Origin of the sequence: Devosia sp. WQ 349K1 (assembly GCF_016595685.1) — a bacterium.
GTDB lineage: Bacteria > Pseudomonadota > Alphaproteobacteria > Rhizobiales > Devosiaceae > Devosia.
Genome location: NZ_JAENGO010000004.1, coordinates 319194 through 336344, shown reverse-complemented (window position 1 = coordinate 336344; position 17151 = coordinate 319194). Strand labels below are relative to the sequence as shown.

13 protein-coding genes are annotated in these 17151 nt (G+C 57.3%); 6 read left to right on the top strand and 7 right to left on the bottom strand.

What is annotated here, in order from left to right; genetic code table 11:
- Nucleotides 1–110: 110 nt before the first annotated feature.
- Nucleotides 111–1016: a sensor domain-containing diguanylate cyclase gene (locus JHL21_RS10490; protein WP_200213336.1), complete on the top strand. Its 906-nt coding sequence runs from the start codon at nt 111–113 to the stop codon at nt 1014–1016.
- Nucleotides 1017–1018: 2 nt separating this feature from the next.
- Here the strand turns inward: JHL21_RS10490 and JHL21_RS10485 are convergent, their stop codons facing one another.
- The 4 genes from JHL21_RS10485 to JHL21_RS10470 all read right to left on the bottom strand — a co-directional run bounded on the left by JHL21_RS10485 (nt 1019) and on the right by JHL21_RS10470 (nt 4312).
- A complete protein-coding gene (locus JHL21_RS10485) occupies nt 1019–1588 on the bottom strand; it encodes a dihydrofolate reductase family protein (RefSeq protein WP_200213334.1) in 570 nt (189 codons plus the stop codon).
- Between the two features lie 85 nt (nt 1589–1673).
- Nucleotides 1674–2300, bottom strand: a complete 627-nt coding sequence (locus tag JHL21_RS10480) for a uridine kinase (RefSeq protein WP_200213332.1) — start codon at nt 2298–2300, stop codon at nt 1674–1676.
- 57 nt (nt 2301–2357) lie between these two features.
- Nucleotides 2358–3749, bottom strand: a complete 1392-nt coding sequence (locus tag JHL21_RS10475) for a TRAP transporter large permease subunit (protein ID WP_200213331.1) — start codon at nt 3747–3749, stop codon at nt 2358–2360.
- Nucleotides 3749–4312: a TRAP transporter small permease subunit gene (locus tag JHL21_RS10470; protein WP_200213329.1), complete on the bottom strand. Its 564-nt coding sequence runs from the start codon at nt 4310–4312 to the stop codon at nt 3749–3751. Before JHL21_RS10470 ends, JHL21_RS10475 begins: the two co-directional genes overlap by 1 nt.
- 230 nt (nt 4313–4542) lie before the next feature.
- Here JHL21_RS10470 and JHL21_RS10465 point away from each other — a divergent pair, with 230 nt between their 5' ends.
- Together JHL21_RS10465 and JHL21_RS10460 are read left to right on the top strand one after the other, a co-directional pair.
- Nucleotides 4543–6165: an ABC-F family ATP-binding cassette domain-containing protein gene (locus JHL21_RS10465; protein ID WP_200213327.1), complete on the top strand. Its 1623-nt coding sequence runs from the start codon at nt 4543–4545 to the stop codon at nt 6163–6165.
- 77 nt (nt 6166–6242) lie between these two features.
- Nucleotides 6243–7190: a carbohydrate kinase gene (locus JHL21_RS10460; protein ID WP_200213325.1), complete on the top strand. Its 948-nt coding sequence runs from the start codon at nt 6243–6245 to the stop codon at nt 7188–7190.
- 123 nt (nt 7191–7313) lie between these two features.
- Here JHL21_RS10460 and JHL21_RS10455 read toward each other — a convergent pair whose 3' ends face one another.
- The 3 genes from JHL21_RS10455 to JHL21_RS10445 form a co-directional block, all read right to left on the bottom strand.
- Nucleotides 7314–8165, bottom strand: a complete 852-nt coding sequence (locus JHL21_RS10455) for a fumarylacetoacetate hydrolase family protein (protein ID WP_200213323.1) — start codon at nt 8163–8165, stop codon at nt 7314–7316.
- Between the two features lie 88 nt (nt 8166–8253).
- Nucleotides 8254–8685 (bottom strand): RbsD/FucU family protein, encoded by a 432-nt coding sequence (locus JHL21_RS10450; protein WP_200213322.1) that lies wholly within the window; start codon nt 8683–8685, stop codon nt 8254–8256.
- A gap of 23 nt (nt 8686–8708) precedes the next feature.
- The gene (locus JHL21_RS10445; protein WP_200213321.1) at nt 8709–9440 is read right to left on the bottom strand and encodes a GntR family transcriptional regulator; all 732 of its coding nucleotides are present in this window, start codon (nt 9438–9440) and stop codon (nt 8709–8711) included.
- A 137-nt stretch (nt 9441–9577) separates the two neighbouring features.
- Here JHL21_RS10445 and JHL21_RS10440 point away from each other — a divergent pair, with 137 nt between their 5' ends.
- The 3 genes from JHL21_RS10440 to gltB all read left to right on the top strand — a co-directional run bounded on the left by JHL21_RS10440 (nt 9578) and on the right by gltB (nt 17148).
- Nucleotides 9578–11128 (top strand): UxaA family hydrolase, encoded by a 1551-nt coding sequence (locus JHL21_RS10440; protein WP_254082007.1) that lies wholly within the window; start codon nt 9578–9580, stop codon nt 11126–11128.
- Between the two features lie 258 nt (nt 11129–11386).
- Nucleotides 11387–11848 carry an Hsp20 family protein gene (locus JHL21_RS10435; RefSeq protein WP_169196797.1) on the top strand — a complete coding sequence of 154 codons (462 nt, stop codon included), beginning with the start codon at nt 11387–11389 and terminating at the stop codon, nt 11846–11848.
- 596 nt (nt 11849–12444) lie between these two features.
- Nucleotides 12445–17148 (top strand): glutamate synthase large subunit, encoded by a 4704-nt coding sequence (gene gltB, locus JHL21_RS10430; RefSeq protein ID WP_254082023.1) that lies wholly within the window; start codon nt 12445–12447, stop codon nt 17146–17148.
- The last annotated feature ends 3 nt before the right edge of the window (nt 17149–17151 follow it).

Sequence of the window (17151 nt, the reverse complement as noted above, 5' to 3'; positions counted from 1 at the left end):
AAATCACTCTTGCCGCTCAAACGCTCCCGGGGGGGCAAGTGTTGAGCAGTCAAAGATTTACTTTCATCCCGCAGAGTACAACTATTGAAATTTCGACGTGGGTTTTCAGAATGAATAGCGAAGACAATATTCCCTCAGAAATTTTGAACGCGCTGTTGTCGAGCATGTTTGAAATATCCCCAATCGCGATGTCGATCTCGACGAGTAGCGGAAGAGACTCTCAATATCTGCGCGTCAACGAAGCCTATTTGCGGCTGGTTGGGCGTCAGTGGGCAGACCTCAAGGGTGTGAAGGTGGCCGAAAGTGCGGTGCGCGAGGATGAGGCGCGGATACGGCGGCATCGACGGCTGGCGACTGAGGGTGGCTATGTCGGGGAATATGTCGAAATCCACCGGGCGGACGGGGTAATCGTGCCGACGCTGATTTCGGCCCAGCGCAGCATTATCGATGGTGTGCAATATGACGTCGAGATCATCGTCGATATATCGGCGCGCATGGCCGAGCAAAGGGCACATGAGCAGGCGCTGGCGAAGCTGGCGCGAACTGACGTCATTTCCAAACTGCCCAATCGGCTGGCGTTTGACGAAAAGCTGCGAGAGGCGGTGGAGCGAGGCTGCGACTATGGGCGGCCGACGCTGGCGCTTCTCGACCTTGATGGCTTTAAGGCAATCAACGATCTCCACGGCCATGCGGCGGGCGATGAAGTGTTGCAAACCGTGGCCGACCGGATCGCGCAGACCTTGCGAGCCGAAGACTATGTCTTCCGCATTGGCGGCGATGAATTTGCCATTTTGTTCCGGGTGACACCGCAAGCTGTGCCTGAGGAGCGGCTAGAGCAGATTATTGAGGCGGTTTCCGCGCCTATGGCCATCGCGGGTCAATCCATGGAAGTGGGCGTCTCGATGGGCGTGGTTCGGCTAGAAGACAATGAAGAGCTGATGAGCTTCTTCCGCAGGGCGGACAGCCAGATGTATGCGATGAAGAACCAGCGCAAGCCGATGCGGGTGCGAGGATAGAGCTAGGCCTCGTAGACTAGCTTTTGAATGCCGTTGGAATAGGTCTCAGCGCTAAGCAGCTTGAGGTTTTTCTTGGGCTTGTCAGTGGTGCTGAACAGGCGCTTGCCCGCACCCAGTAGGACCGGGAAGACCAGCAAGTGGTAGCGGTCGATAAGGCCAGCATCCGTGAGCGCGCGGGTGAGGGTGGCGCTGCCGTGGATAATCAGCGTGCCGTTAAAATGGGATTTGAGAGTGGCGACGTCCTCGATCGAGCGCAGGATGGTCGTGGCGCCCCAATTATTGACCAGATCGCTCTCATCAAGCGTCGTGGAGACGACAAATTTGGGCAGCGCATTGTAGCGGGGGAACTCTTCCGTCATGCCCGGCCAAATAGGAGCAAAGCTTTGGTAGCTGTGGCGGCCGAGCAGCATCGCATCCGACACGGATTGCTCTTCACTCTTCATCGCATAGGCGTCTTCGACAAAGTCGATGTCTTGGAAGGTCCAGCCCGAATTGCGGTAGCCTGGTTCGCCGCCGGGGGCTTCTACCACACCATCGAGAGACATGAAGGCGGTCGAAATTATCGTGGCCATGATCGTTGATCGCATTGCTGAACAACGGGAGCATGACGTCATCACGGCGCGAAGTAAACGCAGATTCTGACCGCTGCGTTGGGGCTCAGGCGGCGTCGATGGGGAAGGGGCGCAGAACGAGCCAAGATTTGGGGCGTGACGCGACGATGCAGTCGAAGCGATTGCTTGGTGCCGCCTGCCCAAAATACCAATCCTCGGCGCGATGCCACTGGCGCTCCCATGGCCCAATAGTCCCCTCGCGGGCGATGAGGCGCTTGGTCCGTAGCGGGGGCGACGCCTCGACTAAGAGCGCTAGGTCGATGAGGTCGGAGAGTTCGGGCCGGGCCGAGTAAACGCCTTCGAGAATAATGAGAGGGCGCGGGGAGAGATGCACTGGTGTGGCGGCTAGGGAGCCATCAAAAGCATCCCAATCAAAGCTGTGGTAGTGCGCGTTTGCGCTGTTTCGCAGTGTGGTCAAAACGTGCCGCTGAGATCGCCAATCAATGCAATCGTCTGCGAGGGTTTTGGCGCTGTCTTGGCGCAGCGTGACGCCGCCGCGGTAAAAGTCGTCTCCAGAGACCAGCAGCGCATTGGTGCGCGTGGCGAGGTATGCCGCGAACGTGGATTTTCCAACGCCGCTTCTGCCATCGATGGCTAGAACGAGGGGCTGCGACCGCCCTTGAACACGGTTGGTCAGGTGATCGGCTAAATGGTCCAGTGGCGTATCGACCATCCCCCCTCCGCGTTGCGAGATGGCGGCATCTTGCGACGCCGCCATCTATTCCAGTTCTTAGCTATAGAGCATTCTTGGCAGCCAAGTGATCATGTCTGGGAAGAAATAGAGGATCACAAGGGCCAGAATCTGGAGGCAAACAAATGGAATGATGCCGCGGTAGATCGTGCCCGTGGTGACAGACGGTGGGGCCACGCCGCGCAAATAGAAGAGGGCGAAGCCGAAAGGCGGCGTGAGGAAGCTGGTCTGCAGATTTACGCCCACCATCACGCCAAGCCAGATCGGATCGACGCCGAGCGTGAGCAGCACGGGGGCGGTGATCGGGATGACGATGAAAATGATTTCGAAGGTGTCGAGGATGAAGCCCAAGAGGAACATCACGAGCATCACCACGACAATCGCACCCATCGTGCCGCCCGGCATGGACGACAGGAACTCATGCACGAGGTTTTCCCCGCCCATCATACGGAACACGATGGAGAACACCGCTGCGCCGAAGAGGATGATGAACACCATAGAGGTGATCGAGGCAGTGGAGACGACAACCTGTTTTAAGACGCCAAAGTCGAGCCGACGGCGGATCAGTGCTAAGAGCATTGCCCCAACGGAGCCAACCGAAGCGGCTTCTGTGGGTGTGGCGATGCCAGCGAGGATCGACCCCAAAACCGCAATGATCAAAAGCAGCGGTGGTATGAGCGCCGTCACCACTTCGCGCATGAGGCCGTCTTTTTCGCTCGCTGGAACTGGCGTTGCCGGTGCCGCCTTTGGATTGGTGATGGCAACGAAAATCACATAGAGCGCGTAAAGAACGACGAGCAGCAGGCCGGGGATAATCGCGCCAGCAAACAGCGCTCCAACGGAAACCGGTTCTGGAGCGAAATTGCCCTTGGACATTTGCACCTGGGCGTTAATGCCCGAGAGCATATCGCCCATGAAGATCAGCACCGTCGATGGTGGAATGATCTGGCCCAAAGTGCCGGAGGCGCAGATGACGCCGGTTGCCAGCTTTGGATCATAACCAGCACGCGTCATAGCGGGCAGCGAAATCAGGCCCATGGTGACGACGGTTGCGCCGACAACGCCGGTGGATGCAGCGAGCAAGGCGCCAACCAAAATCACCGACAGGGCTAAGCCGCCGCGAAGGTTGCCGAAAAGCTTGCCCATGGTGAGCAGCAATTGCTCGGCAATGCCGGATCTTTCCAGCACCACACCCATGAAGACAAAGAGCGGCACCGCAACGAGGACCTCGTTGGTCATCAAGCCGATATAGCGCCCAGCAAGGGAGCCATAGTTGGAGGGGTCGTAGACGCCAAACCACCAACCTACGAGGCCGAAAATGAGAGCAGTTCCTGCGAGCGAGAACGCTACGGGAAAGCCGAGCATCAGCACGCCGATGACGCCGAGGAACATCGTCCCGGCGAGGATTTCTCCAAGAAGTACGGGATCCATCAGTGGGCTTCCTTCACGTCATCAAGCTTGTAGCGCAGGTTCTCAGGCAGCAGCGCTTCGCTGTCGCGTAAGACGAGAATGGCGCGTGCGGCCATTCCAATGCCCTGCAAGATGATCAGCACGGCGAAGACGATGATGAAGCTCTTAAGAATGAAGAGTCCGGGCATGCCGCCGATATTGGCGGAGCCTTCATAAAAGCTCCACGAGCGGCGAACTGCCGGCCAACAATACTGGATAACGATCCACATAAAGGGCAGCAGGAAGAAAACCACGCCGAACAGATCGCGCCAGGCTTTGCTGCGCAAAGTCGCCGGGCGATAGAAAATATCGACGCGGACGTGATCGTCGCGTAATAGCGCAAAACCTGCGACACCGGTGAACATGGCGCCAGCGAGCCAGACGTAAAGATCCTGCATCCATAGGATGGAGACATGGAAGAAATAGCGCTGAACTACGACGGTGAAGCAAACCAGCACGCAAGCGAGTGCGAGCCAGGATAAAATCTGGCCTACCAGCCAGTTAATAGAACTGATCAACCGGACCAGTGCGGCTAAAGCCTGCAATTCCGTTCCCCCTCCAACCAATTTGTCCGTGCTTATTTGCGGACGATCTCCTCAACTTGATTGAGCATTGATGTTTGTGTGTGGTCAACTTGATAAGTGAACGGTTTAGATAAAATCCGTTCCGTGTGCGGCATTGTCTTGCCGAGGCCAACAATTGGTTGAGGGGGCTTGCTTGATGAGGACGCGGATGATTTAGGGGCGGTTCCAGTTTTCTCCGCTAAGGCCTCCCCATGATCCGCCTCGAAAGTATCGGCAAGCAGAACGGCAAGCAGATTGTCTTCATCGAAGCGTCGGCGGCGCTGCAGAAGGGCGAAAAGATCGGTCTCGTCGGTCCCAACGGCGCGGGGAAGACCACGCTCTTCCGCATGATTACCGGCGAAGAAAGCCCTGACGAAGGTCAGGTCTCCGTCGATCGCGGGACCTCGATCGGCTACTTCAATCAGGACGTTGGCGAAATGTCTGGTCGCTCGGCGGTGGCTGAAGTGATGAATGGCGCGGGCCCCGTTAGTGAGCTGATGGCGGAAATGGCTGAGCTGGAAGCAGCTATGGCTGATCCGGACAAAGCCGACGAAATGGACACGATCATCGAGCGCTATGGCGATGTGCAGGGGCGCTTCCAAGAACTCGATGGTTATTCGCTCGACGGTCGTGCCCGCGAAGTGCTCGACGGTCTTGGCTTTAGCCAAGAGATGATGGACGGCGATGTGGGGAAGCTCTCGGGCGGTTGGAAGATGCGCGTGGCTCTGGCCCGCATCCTTCTCATGCGCCCAGACGTGTTGCTCCTCGACGAACCGAGCAACCACTTGGACCTTGAAAGCCTGATCTGGCTCGAAACCTTCCTCAAGGGGTATGCTGGCGCGCTACTCATGACATCGCACGATCGCGAGTTCATGAACCGCATCGTCAACAAGATCCTCGAGATCGACGCGGGTACGCTGACCACCTACACAGGTGACTACGAATTTTACCAAAGCCAGCGCGAGATCGCGAACCGCAATCAGCAGGCGCAGTTTGAGCGTCAGCAGGCGATGCTGGCCAAGGAAATCGCTTTTATCGATCGTTTTAAGGCCCGTGCGAGCCACGCCGCGCAGGTGCAGAGCCGCGTGAAAAAGCTCGATAAGATTGACCGCGTCGAGCCGCCAAAGCGTCAGCAGGTTGTCGCCTTCGAGTTCCGTCCTGCGCCACGTTCGGGCGAAGACATTGTCCTCGTGAAGGGCGTGAACAAAGCCTATGGCTCTAAGGTGATTTACGATAACCTCGACTTCCATGTGCGCCGCAAGGAACGCTGGTGCATTTTGGGCGTCAATGGCGCTGGTAAGTCGACCCTACTCAAGCTGGTTGCTGGTGCAACTGAGCCGGATGCCGGCACGGTGGGTCGTGGGCCGAGCACGAAGATGGGATATTTCGCCCAGCATGCGATGGATTCCATCGATGGCGACAGCACGATTTTCCAGACGTTGGAGTATCATTTCCCGCAGGCTGGTCAGGCTCCACTGCGCGCGCTGGCTGGTTGCTTTGGCTTCTCCGGCGACGACATTGAAAAGAAATGTCGGGTGCTTTCTGGTGGCGAGAAGGCGCGTCTGGCGATGGCGCTGATCCTGTTTGATCCACCAAATTTCCTTGTGCTCGACGAACCGACCAACCACTTGGATATTCAGACCAAGCAGATGTTGATTGAGGCGCTGTCGAATTTTGAAGGCACGATGCTGTTCGTCAGCCACGATCGCCACTTCCTCGCCGCGCTGTCGAACCGCGTTTTGGAGCTGACGCCAGAAGGCGTGCACACCTATGGCGGTGGCTATACCGAATATGTGACGGCGACTGGTCAGGAAGCGCCTGGTCTGCGCAGCTAATTCAGCGTCGCCCTTACTGGTGAGGCAAGAGACAAAGTGGTATCTCCCGAAACGAGACTGTGTTTTGGGAGATATGCATGTTCGTTGTGGGTGGAGAGAGCCTCGTAGACCTCGTTCCGGTGTCAAACGCGCCGGATGCAGAGCGACAGGCTCTACCCGGCGGGTCGCCAATGAACTGTGCGATTGCTATCGCCAAGCTGGGCAATAAGTCTGGCTTCATGTGCCCCATCAGCCAAGATGAATATGGCGACATGCTGCTCAAGCCTTTGGCGGCGGCGGGGGTGGAGGTTTTGGTCAAGGAGCGCGTTGCTGCGCCGACGACCAAGGCGATCGTTTCCTTCAATGAAAAGATGCAGGCCTCATATGTGTTTGAGCGTGGGGCAGATCGAGCCTTTACGCGCGACAGTCTGCTGAAGGCGCTCCCCAGCACGCTTGAGCTGTTCCAGATCGGTGGGTTCTGTCCCATTTTGGCAGAAGACGCTGTGGTTTGGGACGAGGTGGTGAAGTCGGCAATCGGTCGAGGCGCAACCATTTCTATTGACATCAATGTGCGTGAAAAGCTGGTCGATGATGAGGCTGGCTACCGCCAGCGCCTGTCGCATTTCCTCGATCTGGCGCACATCATCAAGCTTTCCGAAGAGGACCATGATTGGCTCTCGCCCGGGCTCTCCATTGAAGAGCACGCAAAAGAACTGCTCTCGCGCCCCAATAGCGAACTGGTGGTGGTGACGCTGGGCGAGGGGGGCTCAATTGCTTTCTCCCATGCTGGTCATGCGCAAGCTCCGATTTATTCGCCGCCGGTGTTTGGGGACACGGTTGGGGCAGGCGATAGTTTGATGGCAGGCATTCTGACCTGGCTCTACGAAGCCGACGTGCTCAAGGCGCATAGTTTGTTGTCGCTCACTGATGAGCAGCTGGAAGATATGCTGGAATTCGGTGCGGTGGTTGCTGGGATAAATTGCGGTCGTAAGGGCTGCCAGCCGCCGACCCGTGCGGAAGTTGAGCAGGTAATGTCGGAACTTTAGGTCTTGGGGGCTCGCTGATGGGCCCCTTAACCTAACCTCTCCGTAAAAGGAAAGGTTGAAAAGCGCCTTGAAAAGAAAAGGGCCCGATGGGGCCCTTTATAATTTGCCGTGTCAGCTTTGGCCTTAGGCGGTGTAAGCTTTGACGTTTTGGCGTTGTTCGCCAAGACCGTCGATGCCCAAATGCATGACATTGCCCGGCTTGAGCCAAACGGGTTCTGGCTTGATGCCCATGCCGACGCCTGGAGGGGTGCCGGTAGAAATAACGTCGCCTGGCTGTAGGCTCATGAACTGGCTGACGTAGGAGACAATGGTCTTGACGTCGAAGATCATGGTCTTGGTGGAGCCGTTCTGGTAGCGCTTGCCGTCGACTTCGAGCCACATTCCAAGATTCTGCGGATCTGTGACTTCGTCCTTGGTGACGACCCATGGGCCAATCGGGCCGAAGGTGTCGGAGCCTTTGCCCTTATCCCAAGTGCCGCCGCGTTCGGTCTGGAAGTGGCGCTCGGACACGTCATTGATCAGGCAATAGCCTGCAACGTGATCCATCGCGTCTTCAAGCTCGACATAGCGCGCTTCAGTGCCGATGACGATGCCGAGTTCGACTTCCCAATCCGGCTTGATCGAATTCTTTGGAATGATGACGTCGTCATTGGGGCCGATGATGGCGCTGGTGGCCTTCATGAAAATGATCGGCTCAGCTGGGATCGGCGCGCCCGTTTCAGCGGCGTGATCGGCGTAGTTGAGGCCAATGCAGATGAACTTACCAACGCGGCCCACGCAGGGGCCGATGCGTTCACTCGCCGAAAGTGTCGGCAGCGAAGCGAGGTCGGCCTTTTCAATCTTGGCCAGACCGGCAGGCGTGAGAACATCACCAGCGATGTCATCGACGACAGAGGATAGATCACGGATCGACCCGTCAAATGCGAGGATCGCCGGCTTTTCGGCGCCCTTAGCACCTACGCGCAGAAGTTTCATATGAGGTCTCCCTTGAACTTGGCTCTGTCTTACAAACTAACATGTTAGCGTGTCGAGGCCGCTAGACGGAAAATCCGTTCGGTTCGACTTAAGACTGACGGATCACGCCTTTCTTGAGAAGGATGTTGCCATAGAGGCGGCCCTCGCCGGTCTGCACCACGGCGGAGGCGCCGCGCGCACGGTCATAGAAGGCGAAGCGTTCAATGGTCGAGAATTTTGCGGCGGGTTCGTGCTTGGCGATGATCTGTTCGAATTCGTCAAAAATCGGGGGCTTGGCGTTCGGATCGCCGACGACAGCCATGGCGATAGCGGCATGATCGACAAAATCATCGAGCGGAAGCAGCGCCAGCACGGCGTTTAGGACATCGGTGGCGGAGCTGCCATCGGCGCGGATCACTTCGGGACCCAGATATTCTGCCGGGAAATTGGCGTCGACAATGGCGATCTCATCGCCGTGGCCCATGGCGCGCAAGGCGTAAAGCAGGTCTGGGCTGAGAATGGCCGGAATATTCTTGAGCAATGTTTCCTCCCTGAAACAAATGTTTAGCCGAAGGGGAAATCGTCCTTACTGGCGGAAAATTCGGCACCGTCGGCGAACATGAGTGGATGCTCTGTGGCGAAAGCGAAAAGTTCGATCATCACAGCATCAATGTGAGCGCGAATGGCGGTGATGGCCTGGCGTTCGTTCTTGGCGAGGATGCCGTCGAAAATGGCCTGATGTTCGGCAATGGTGTCGTTGAGGCGTCGTGGGGTGATGATCAGGCGGCGCGCGCGATCAAGATTGGCGCGCGTCTTATCGATCACCGACTTCACCTTATTAAGGCGCATCGAGGTGAAGATGATGTCGTGAAATTCAACGTCGATCTGATGGAAGGCTTCTTCATCGTCGCGGTGCGCCGCATCGCGTTGGGCCGCCATATTGGCATGGAGCGCGGAGATAACGCTCGCGTCGTGTTTGCCGATGAGCACGCGCAACGCTTCACTCTCAATACCTTTGCGGATCAGCATGTATTCGCGCACATCGGCAATGCGAATGAGGGAAACGGTGGAGCCGCGCTGAGGTGCGATATCCACCAAGCCCTCTTCGGCAAGGCGGGCTATGGCCTCACTAACGGGGAACCGCGAGACACCGAGCTGGGCGCAAATGGCGTTCTTGTCGAGCATGACGCCGGGTTCGAGTTCGAGCGTGACAATTCCCTGACGCAGAGCGTTCGTCACATCTACGGTGACAGTGCCGCGGGCCAGAGACCCGGGAGCGCCAAGAAAATCATACATACCAGTTTGCGTCCTCATGCTAACATGTTAGTTAGGGTTCGAGTGTTTGACAATGCGCTGCCGTGCTTAGAGTTCCAATGCCTATGGCACAAGTGAGCTGGCGTCACAGTCATTGTCAGAATGTGTGAAGGCCCACGATGACCGAAGCTATGATCCGCCCCGAAGGCAAAACGCTAGTTTTGAACGCTGCCGATAATATTGCGGTGGCACTGGCAAACTTGGATGTCGGCACTCAGACGCCGCAGGGCGTGGCGATTATTCGGCGGGTGCCGCGCGGGCATAAATTTTCCACGCAGCCGATTTTGGCCGGTGAGGCGGTCGTCAAATTTGGTCAAATCATTGGTTTCGCCAAAGAGAACATCGCGCCGGGCGATTGGGTCCATGAGCACAACTGCGGCATGGGTGGGCCCGATGGGTCGCTGAGCCATGACTACGCTTTTGCGCAGGGCGCGTTGCCGGTAGATTTTGTGCCCGCCGAAAAGCGGGCCACGTTCCAAGGCTTTAAACGGGCGAATGGCTCGGTGGGGACGCGCAACTACATCGGTATTTTGACCTCGGTGAATTGTTCGGCAACCGTCGCGAAATTTATGGCGGAGGCGATTAATCGCTCTGGCGTGCTCGATGATTATCCCGAAATTGATGGTGTTATCCCCTTTGTGCATGGCACGGGCTGCGCCATGGACCTCTCGGGGGAGGGCTATCAAATTTTCCGCCGGACCCAGTGGGGGTATACGTCCAACCCCAATCTGGGAGCGGCGCTTCTGGTCGGCCTCGGTTGTGAAGGCTTCCAGATCGATAAGATGAAGGAAGCTTATAACCTCAAGGAAACCGACACCTTCCAGACCATGACGATCCAAGAGATCGGCGGGACGAAGAAGATCATTGATTGGGGTGTCGAGCGAATAAAGGAAATGCTGCCGGTAGCGGCGCGGGCGCGGCGCGAGACTGTCGACGCTTCGCATCTGTCGCTGGCGCTTCAATGCGGTGGGTCGGATGGCTATTCGGGCATTACCGCCAACCCGGCTCTGGGCGTTGCGGCGGACTTGCTGGTTAAGCAGGGCGGCACGGCCATCCTTTCGGAAACGCCAGAGATTTACGGTGCGGAGCACCTTCTTACGCGCCGCGCAGTGAACCAGGACGTGGGCGAAAAGCTCATAGCGCGCATCAAGTGGTGGGAGGAATACACCGCGCGCAATGGCGGGGAGATGAACAACAACCCCTCGCCCGGCAATAAGCTCGGTGGGCTGACGACGATTTTGGAAAAGTCGCTCGGCGCTGCGGCCAAGGGCGGCACGACGCCGCTGACCGCTGTTTATGAATATGCCGAAAAGATCACCGAAAAGGGCTTTGTGTTTATGGACACGCCCGGCTTTGATCCGGTGTCGGCAACGGGGCAGGTGGCGGGTGGGGCCAATATTTTGGCGTTCACAACCGGCCGTGGCTCCGCCTACGGCTGCAAACCAGTACCGTCGATTAAGCTCGCGACAAATTCGGATATGTATGCGCGCATGACGGACGACATGGACATCAACTGTGGGGACATTGTTGAGGGCGTGTCGATCGAGGCCAAGGGGCAGGAGATTTTTGATCTTATGCTGCGCGTGGCTTCTGGCGAAGAAACCAAGTCTGAAGCCTTGGGCTATGGCGACAATGAGTTTGTGCCTTGGCAGGTTGGTGCGGTGATGTAATCGCTGCCATTTGGTAGGACAGAAAAAGGGCGGCACTCAGGTGCTGCCCTTTGTTTTTTTGACGTGCAAATCAGAAAATCTCCAAGAAACCGAAAAATGAAATTGGGGTCTTGAAGGGGCATTTTTGAACCCTACATCTGAAGCGTTCGCCGGTATCCGGGAACGCCGGTTCAGAAAATACAGCGCTCGCCACAGATGGGGGTGCGTCTTTTATGGGCCGGAGCAAACATCCACGTTGCTTAATGAAAGAATGTGAAAATGCAGACCGTCGATTTCTCCCCATTCTACCGTTCCACTGTTGGCTTTGATCGCCTGTTCAACCGTTTGGACACGCTTTCGGCTCAGGAAACGAAGAGCTACCCTCCTTACAACATTGAGCGCACCGGTGATGATGCTTATCGCATCTCCATCGCAGTTGCAGGTTTCTCCAATGGCGACATCGCAGTCGAAACCAAGGAAAACAGCCTCGTGGTAAAGGGTGCCAAGGCTGTTGAAGCTGGCGACACCAAGCGCGAGTTCCTGCATCGCGGCATTGCTGAGCGCTCCTTCGAGCTGCGCTTCCAGCTGGCCGACTATGTTGAGGTGCAAGGCGCGAGCCTTGAAAATGGCCTGCTGCATCTCGAGTTGAAGCGCGAGCTGCCGGAAAGCAAGAAGCCGCGCACCATCGCAATCAACTCGGCAGCCCCGACTGCAACCATCGAAGACAAGTCGGTTAACTAACCTCCTCTGGGCCCGCTCTTCCTCCTGCGGGCCCTATCTCCCTCCGACGTCCATCGGATAGGCAAAGGCGCAGGCTCGTTCCCTGCGCCTTTTTCTTGTGCAGTCAGGCTGTTTGCATCAAATAGGAGTTTCGCGCTCCACACCTAAACTTCTGGCCATTTCGCGGGGGATGTCATGCCTAAACGGGCATTGTCCTATCATTTCCTATAGGTAATTCCACAGAACTCCTATTTTTTCTTCTCGCGCTGCGTCGAAACTGCTTGCTGCCAGTTTGGAATTATGCAAATGTGGAAGTGTTAGGGCAGTATCTCTGTCCTATCTCCGTGCGTCCCGCTCTCCGCGGTCAAGCGCACACGCTGGTTCGGCTGGCCCGCTTATCGTGAGCGGAAACGGATAGGCGGGGCGAGAGGAAGCCCGAAGTTGAGCGGCCATTTGGATGCAGCGCCGCTACCCTATATTATCGACGGATACGCCGTTCGAGCCGTACGCTGTACGACCCGCAACTTCGCCGTGTCTGTTATTAACTTGCGGCTTGCCGCCTGTGCATTCGTCCCCCTGTGAAGGGGCAATTCAGTTAAGGGATAAGTTTGATGGTCATGAGCCCAGGATCGAACCAGACGCCAACACGCCAGTCCGCCGCCGGCGCGGTTCAGGGACGCCCGGCGGCACAAGGCCTGTATGACCCCAAACGCGAGCGCGATGCCTGTGGCATCGGGATGATCGCGAACATTAAGAATAAGCCTAGCCACGAAGTGGTCCAGAAGGGTCTCGAAATCCTCGAGAATCTGGAACATCGCGGCGCCGTCGGCGCAGACCCCTTGATGGGCGATGGCGCTGGCATTCTCGTGCAGACACCGCACGCCTTCTTCAAGAAGGTGCTGCCCTTCGCACTTCCCGAAAAGCACCACTACGCAGTCGCAATGATCTTCTACCCGAATGGGGAAGAGCTCAAAGTCCGTTGCGCCGAAGTGGTTCGTCGCTGCATCGCCCAAGAAGGCCTCACCGTTCTCGGCGAGCGCACTGTGCCTTGGGATAACTCCAAGCTTTCCGAAGGCGTTATCGCCACGCAGCCGATCATCGAACAGATGGTTGTGGCGCGTCCGGACGGCCTGACCCTCGATGAGTTCGAGCGCAAGCTCCTCATCGTGCGCAAAGTCATTTCCAACACCGTTTATGGCGAGATCCCCGAGAGCCAGTCGGACAACGGTTTTTATGTCGTGTCGATGTCGGCCCGTACGCTCGTCTATAAGGGCATGTTCCTCGCGGACCAGCTGGGCGCATTCTATACCGATCTTCACGACGAAGATTTCGAAAGCGCGATTGCCCTTGTGCACCAGCGTTTCTCGACCAACACCTTCCCGTCCTGGAAGCTGGCGCACCCCTATCGCATGACCACCCACAATGGTGAAATCAACACCATCCGTGGCAACGTCAACTGGATGGCTGCCCGTCAGGCTTCGGTGCACTCCAAGTATTATGCCGAGGATATCGGCAAGCTTTGGCCGATCTCCTACGAAGGTCAGTCCGATACGGCATGCTTTGACAACGCGCTCGAATTCCTCGTGCGGGGTGGCTATCCGCTGCCGCACGCAGCGATGATGCTCGTGCCAGAAGCATGGGCTGGTAACCCGCTGATGGATGAAAAGCGTCGCGCTTTTTACCAGTACCACGCCTCCTTGATGGAGCCATGGGACGGTCCGGCAGCGATGTCGATCTCGGACGGCCGCTATGTTGTGGCAACGCTCGATCGTAACGGTCTGCGCCCGGCACGCTACCTTGTGACCAAGGAAGATCACGTCATTCTGGCCTCGGAATCGGGCGTTCTCGATATTCCGGATGAAGACATTGTTGAACGCTGGCGCTTGCAGCCGGGTCGTATGTTGCTCATCGATCTGGAGCAGGGTCGCATTATCTCGGATGACGAGATCAAGTCGACGCTCGCTACCTCCAATCCATATGCTGATTGGCTCGCGCGCACCCAGATCGTTCTGGAAGATCTTCCCGCCGTTGCACCAAAAGCTCCGGAGTCGACCGAAGCGCTGCTGGATCGCTTGCAGGCGTTTGGCTATACGCAGGAAGACGTAAAGCTGCTGATGGCGCCAATGGCGACCACTGGGCAGGAAGCCGTTGGCTCGATGGGGACCGACACACCGCTGTCGGCGCTGTCGAACCAGTCCAAGCTGCTTTACACCTACTTCAAGCAGAACTTTGCGCAGGTCACCAACCCGCCAATCGATCCGATCCGCGAGGAATCGGTGATGAGCCTTGTCTCGTTCATCGGTCCGCGTCCGAACTTGTTTGACCTAGAAGGTCTTTCGAAGGTGAAGCGCCTTGAAGTGCGCCAGCCAATCCTGACCAATGAAGATCTCGAAAAGATCCGTGGCATTGGCGAGATCGACAGCAACCAGTTCAAGACCAAGACGCTCGACATTACCTATCCTAAGTCGGAAGGTGCTGAAGGCATGGAAGCGGCGATTGAACGCCTCTGCCAGGCCGCAGAAGATGCCGTGCGTGGTGAATACAACATCATCATTCTGAGCGACCGTTTGGTTGCCGCAGATCGTCTGGATATCCCGACCCTGCTGGCGCTCGCGGCTGTTCACCACCATCTGATCCGCAAGGGTCTGCGTACCTCCACTGGCCTCGTGGTTGAAACGGGTGAAGCCCGCGAAATCCACCACTTCGCTATGCTCGCGGGCTATGGCGCAGAAGCGATCAACCCATACCTCGCTTTCGAAGCGCTGCAGTCGCTGCATGCTGAGAGCAACTTCCCTGAGGAAGTGTCGGCGGATGAAGTGGTTTACCGCTACATCAAGTCGGTCGGTAAGGGCCTGCTCAAGGTCATGTCCAAGATGGGCATTTCGACTTACCAATCCTATTGCGGCGCGCAGATCTTTGATGCGGTTGGTCTCAACACCGATTTCGTCAACAAGTACTTCTTTGGCACCTCGACCTCGATCGAGGGCGTGGGCCTTGGTGAAGTTTCGGAAGAAACCGTTCGTCGCCACGACCTCGCCTTTGGCGATGATACTGTGCTGCGCAAGTCGCTCGAAGTCGGTGGCGAATATGCCTACCGTATCCGCGGCGAAAAGCATGCTTGGTCCCCAGACGTTGTCGCTGACCTGCAGCATGCTGTGCGTACTGCTGACGAAGCGCCTGAGAATGCTCAGGACCGCTACAACAGCTTTGCCAAGCGTGTGAACGAAGCTGAAAACGGCTATCTCGCCATTCGTCACCTCTTGGACGTGAAGCCAATTGGCGAGGCTGTCGCACTGGACGACGTTGAGCCTGCTGCGGACATCGTCAAGCGTTTCGTTACCGGCGCGATGAGCTTCGGCTCGATCAGCCGTGAAGCGCATACGACGCTTGCGCAGGCCATGAACAAGATCGGCGGCAAGTCTAACACCGGTGAAGGTGGCGAAGAGCCTGATCGCTATAAGCCACTGGCAGATGGTTCGCAGAACCCACTGCGTTCAGCCATTAAGCAGGTGGCTTCGGGGCGCTTTGGCGTGACGGCTGAATATCTGGTCAACTCGGACCAGATCCAGATCAAGGTTGCACAGGGCGCAAAGCCAGGTGAAGGCGGTCAGCTGCCGGGCCATAAGGTCGACTGGATTGTGGCCAAGACTCGTCACTCGACCCCAGGCGTGGGCCTTATCTCCCCGCCGCCGCACCACGACATCTACTCGATCGAAGATCTCGCGCAGCTCATTTACGATCTCAAGAACGTCAATGAACAGGCCGACATTTCGGTCAAGCTCGTGTCAGAAGGCGGTGTTGGTACGGTTGCCGCTGGCGTTGCCAAGGCACGTGCTGACCACATCACCATCTCCGGCTTTGACGGTGGCACCGGCGCTTCGCCGCTGACATCGCTCAAGCACGCTGGCGGTCCGTGGGAAATCGGTCTGGCAGAAACCCATCAAACGCTGGTGCTCAACCGCCTGCGCTCGCGTGTTCGCCTGCAGGTTGACGGTGGTCTCAAGACCGGCCGCGACGTGCTGATCGGCGCGCTGCTGGGGGCTGATGAATTCGGCTTCTCGACTGCGCCATTGATCGCGGCTGGCTGTATCATGATGCGTAAGTGTCACCTCAACACCTGCCCGGTTGGCGTTGCTACCCAGGATCCGGTGCTGCGCAAGCGCTTCAAGGGCACGCCAGAACACGTCATCAACTACTTCTTCTTCGTGGCAGAAGAGCTACGTGGCATCATGGCTTCGCTGGGCGCACGCACGCTCAACGAGCTGGTTGGCCGCTCGGACCTGCTGGCACAGAAGGGCGTAGATACCCACTGGAAGACCGCAGGGGTTGATCTCGCCAAGCTGATCTACAAGCCAGAGCCTCTGGGTGAAGACACGATCTTCCACTCGGAAGTTCAGAACCACCACCTTGAAGCTGTGCTTGACCGTCAGCTGGTTGAGCTGGCCGCTCCGGCACTCGAAAACGGCACTCCGGTGCAGATTGATCTGCCGATCCGCAGCCGTGACCGTTCGGCTGGGGCAATGCTCTCGGGCGCTCTCGCCAAGAAGTACGGCAATGACGGTCTGCCGGAAGACACCATTTCGATCACCCTGCGTGGCACGGCTGGTCAGGCATTTGGTGCCTTCCTGTCGAAGGGCATTTCCATCGATATGATCGGCGATGCCAATGACTATGTCGGCAAGGGCCTTGCTGGTGGTCGCATTGTGGTGCGTCCATCCGACAAGATCGGCATTGTTCCGGAAAAGTCGATCATCGTTGGTAACACCGTTCTTTATGGTGCAACCTCAGGTGAATGCTACTTCCGCGGCGTTGCTGGCGAGCGTTTCGCCGTTCGTAACTCCGGCGCTATTGCAGTTGTCGAAGGCACGGGCGACCACGGTTGCGAATACATGACCGGTGGTCTGGTCGTCGTCATGGGCAAGACCGGTCGAAACTTTGCTGCAGGGATGTCCGGCGGCGTGGCTTATGTTCTCGATGAGGAAGGTACCTTCCGCGATCGCTGTAACTTGGCCATGGTCGATCTCGAACCGGTGCAGGAAGAAGAAGATCTGATGCAGAAACTCCACCACCACGGTGGGGATCTCGAATGGCATGGCCGTGTCGACATCTCTGGCGACATGACCAAGCACGACGATGAACGTCTGCACCAGCTCATCTCCAACCACCTGCACTACACCGGCTCGACCCGCGCAAAGTACATCCTTGAGAACTGGGCCGAGATGCGTCCGAAGTTCGTTAAGGTCATGCCGGTCGAATACCGTCGCGCCATCCTTGAGATGGAAAAGAAGCGCGCCTTTGGCGTCAATGTGGCTGCTGAGTAAGGG

Excerpts from the sequence above, each read along its gene's own strand:
- JHL21_RS10490 (WP_200213336.1), top strand. The coding sequence starts at position 111 with ATGAATAGCGAAGACAATATTCCCTCAGAAATTTTGAACGCGCTGTTG.
- JHL21_RS10485 (WP_200213334.1), bottom strand. The coding sequence starts at position 1,588 with ATGGCCACGATAATTTCGACCGCCTTCATGTCTCTCGATGGTGTGGTA.
- JHL21_RS10480 (WP_200213332.1), bottom strand. The coding sequence starts at position 2,300 with ATGGTCGATACGCCACTGGACCATTTAGCCGATCACCTGACCAACCGT.
- JHL21_RS10475 (WP_200213331.1), bottom strand. The coding sequence starts at position 3,749 with ATGGATCCCGTACTTCTTGGAGAAATCCTCGCCGGGACGATGTTCCTC.
- JHL21_RS10465 (WP_200213327.1), top strand. The coding sequence starts at position 4,543 with ATGATCCGCCTCGAAAGTATCGGCAAGCAGAACGGCAAGCAGATTGTC.
- JHL21_RS10460 (WP_200213325.1), top strand. The coding sequence starts at position 6,243 with ATGTTCGTTGTGGGTGGAGAGAGCCTCGTAGACCTCGTTCCGGTGTCA.
- JHL21_RS10455 (WP_200213323.1), bottom strand. The coding sequence starts at position 8,165 with ATGAAACTTCTGCGCGTAGGTGCTAAGGGCGCCGAAAAGCCGGCGATC.
- JHL21_RS10445 (WP_200213321.1), bottom strand. The coding sequence starts at position 9,440 with ATGTATGATTTTCTTGGCGCTCCCGGGTCTCTGGCCCGCGGCACTGTC.
- JHL21_RS10440 (WP_254082007.1), top strand. The coding sequence starts at position 9,578 with ATGACCGAAGCTATGATCCGCCCCGAAGGCAAAACGCTAGTTTTGAAC.
- JHL21_RS10435 (WP_169196797.1), top strand. The coding sequence starts at position 11,387 with ATGCAGACCGTCGATTTCTCCCCATTCTACCGTTCCACTGTTGGCTTT.
- gltB (WP_254082023.1), top strand. The coding sequence starts at position 12,445 with ATGAGCCCAGGATCGAACCAGACGCCAACACGCCAGTCCGCCGCCGGC.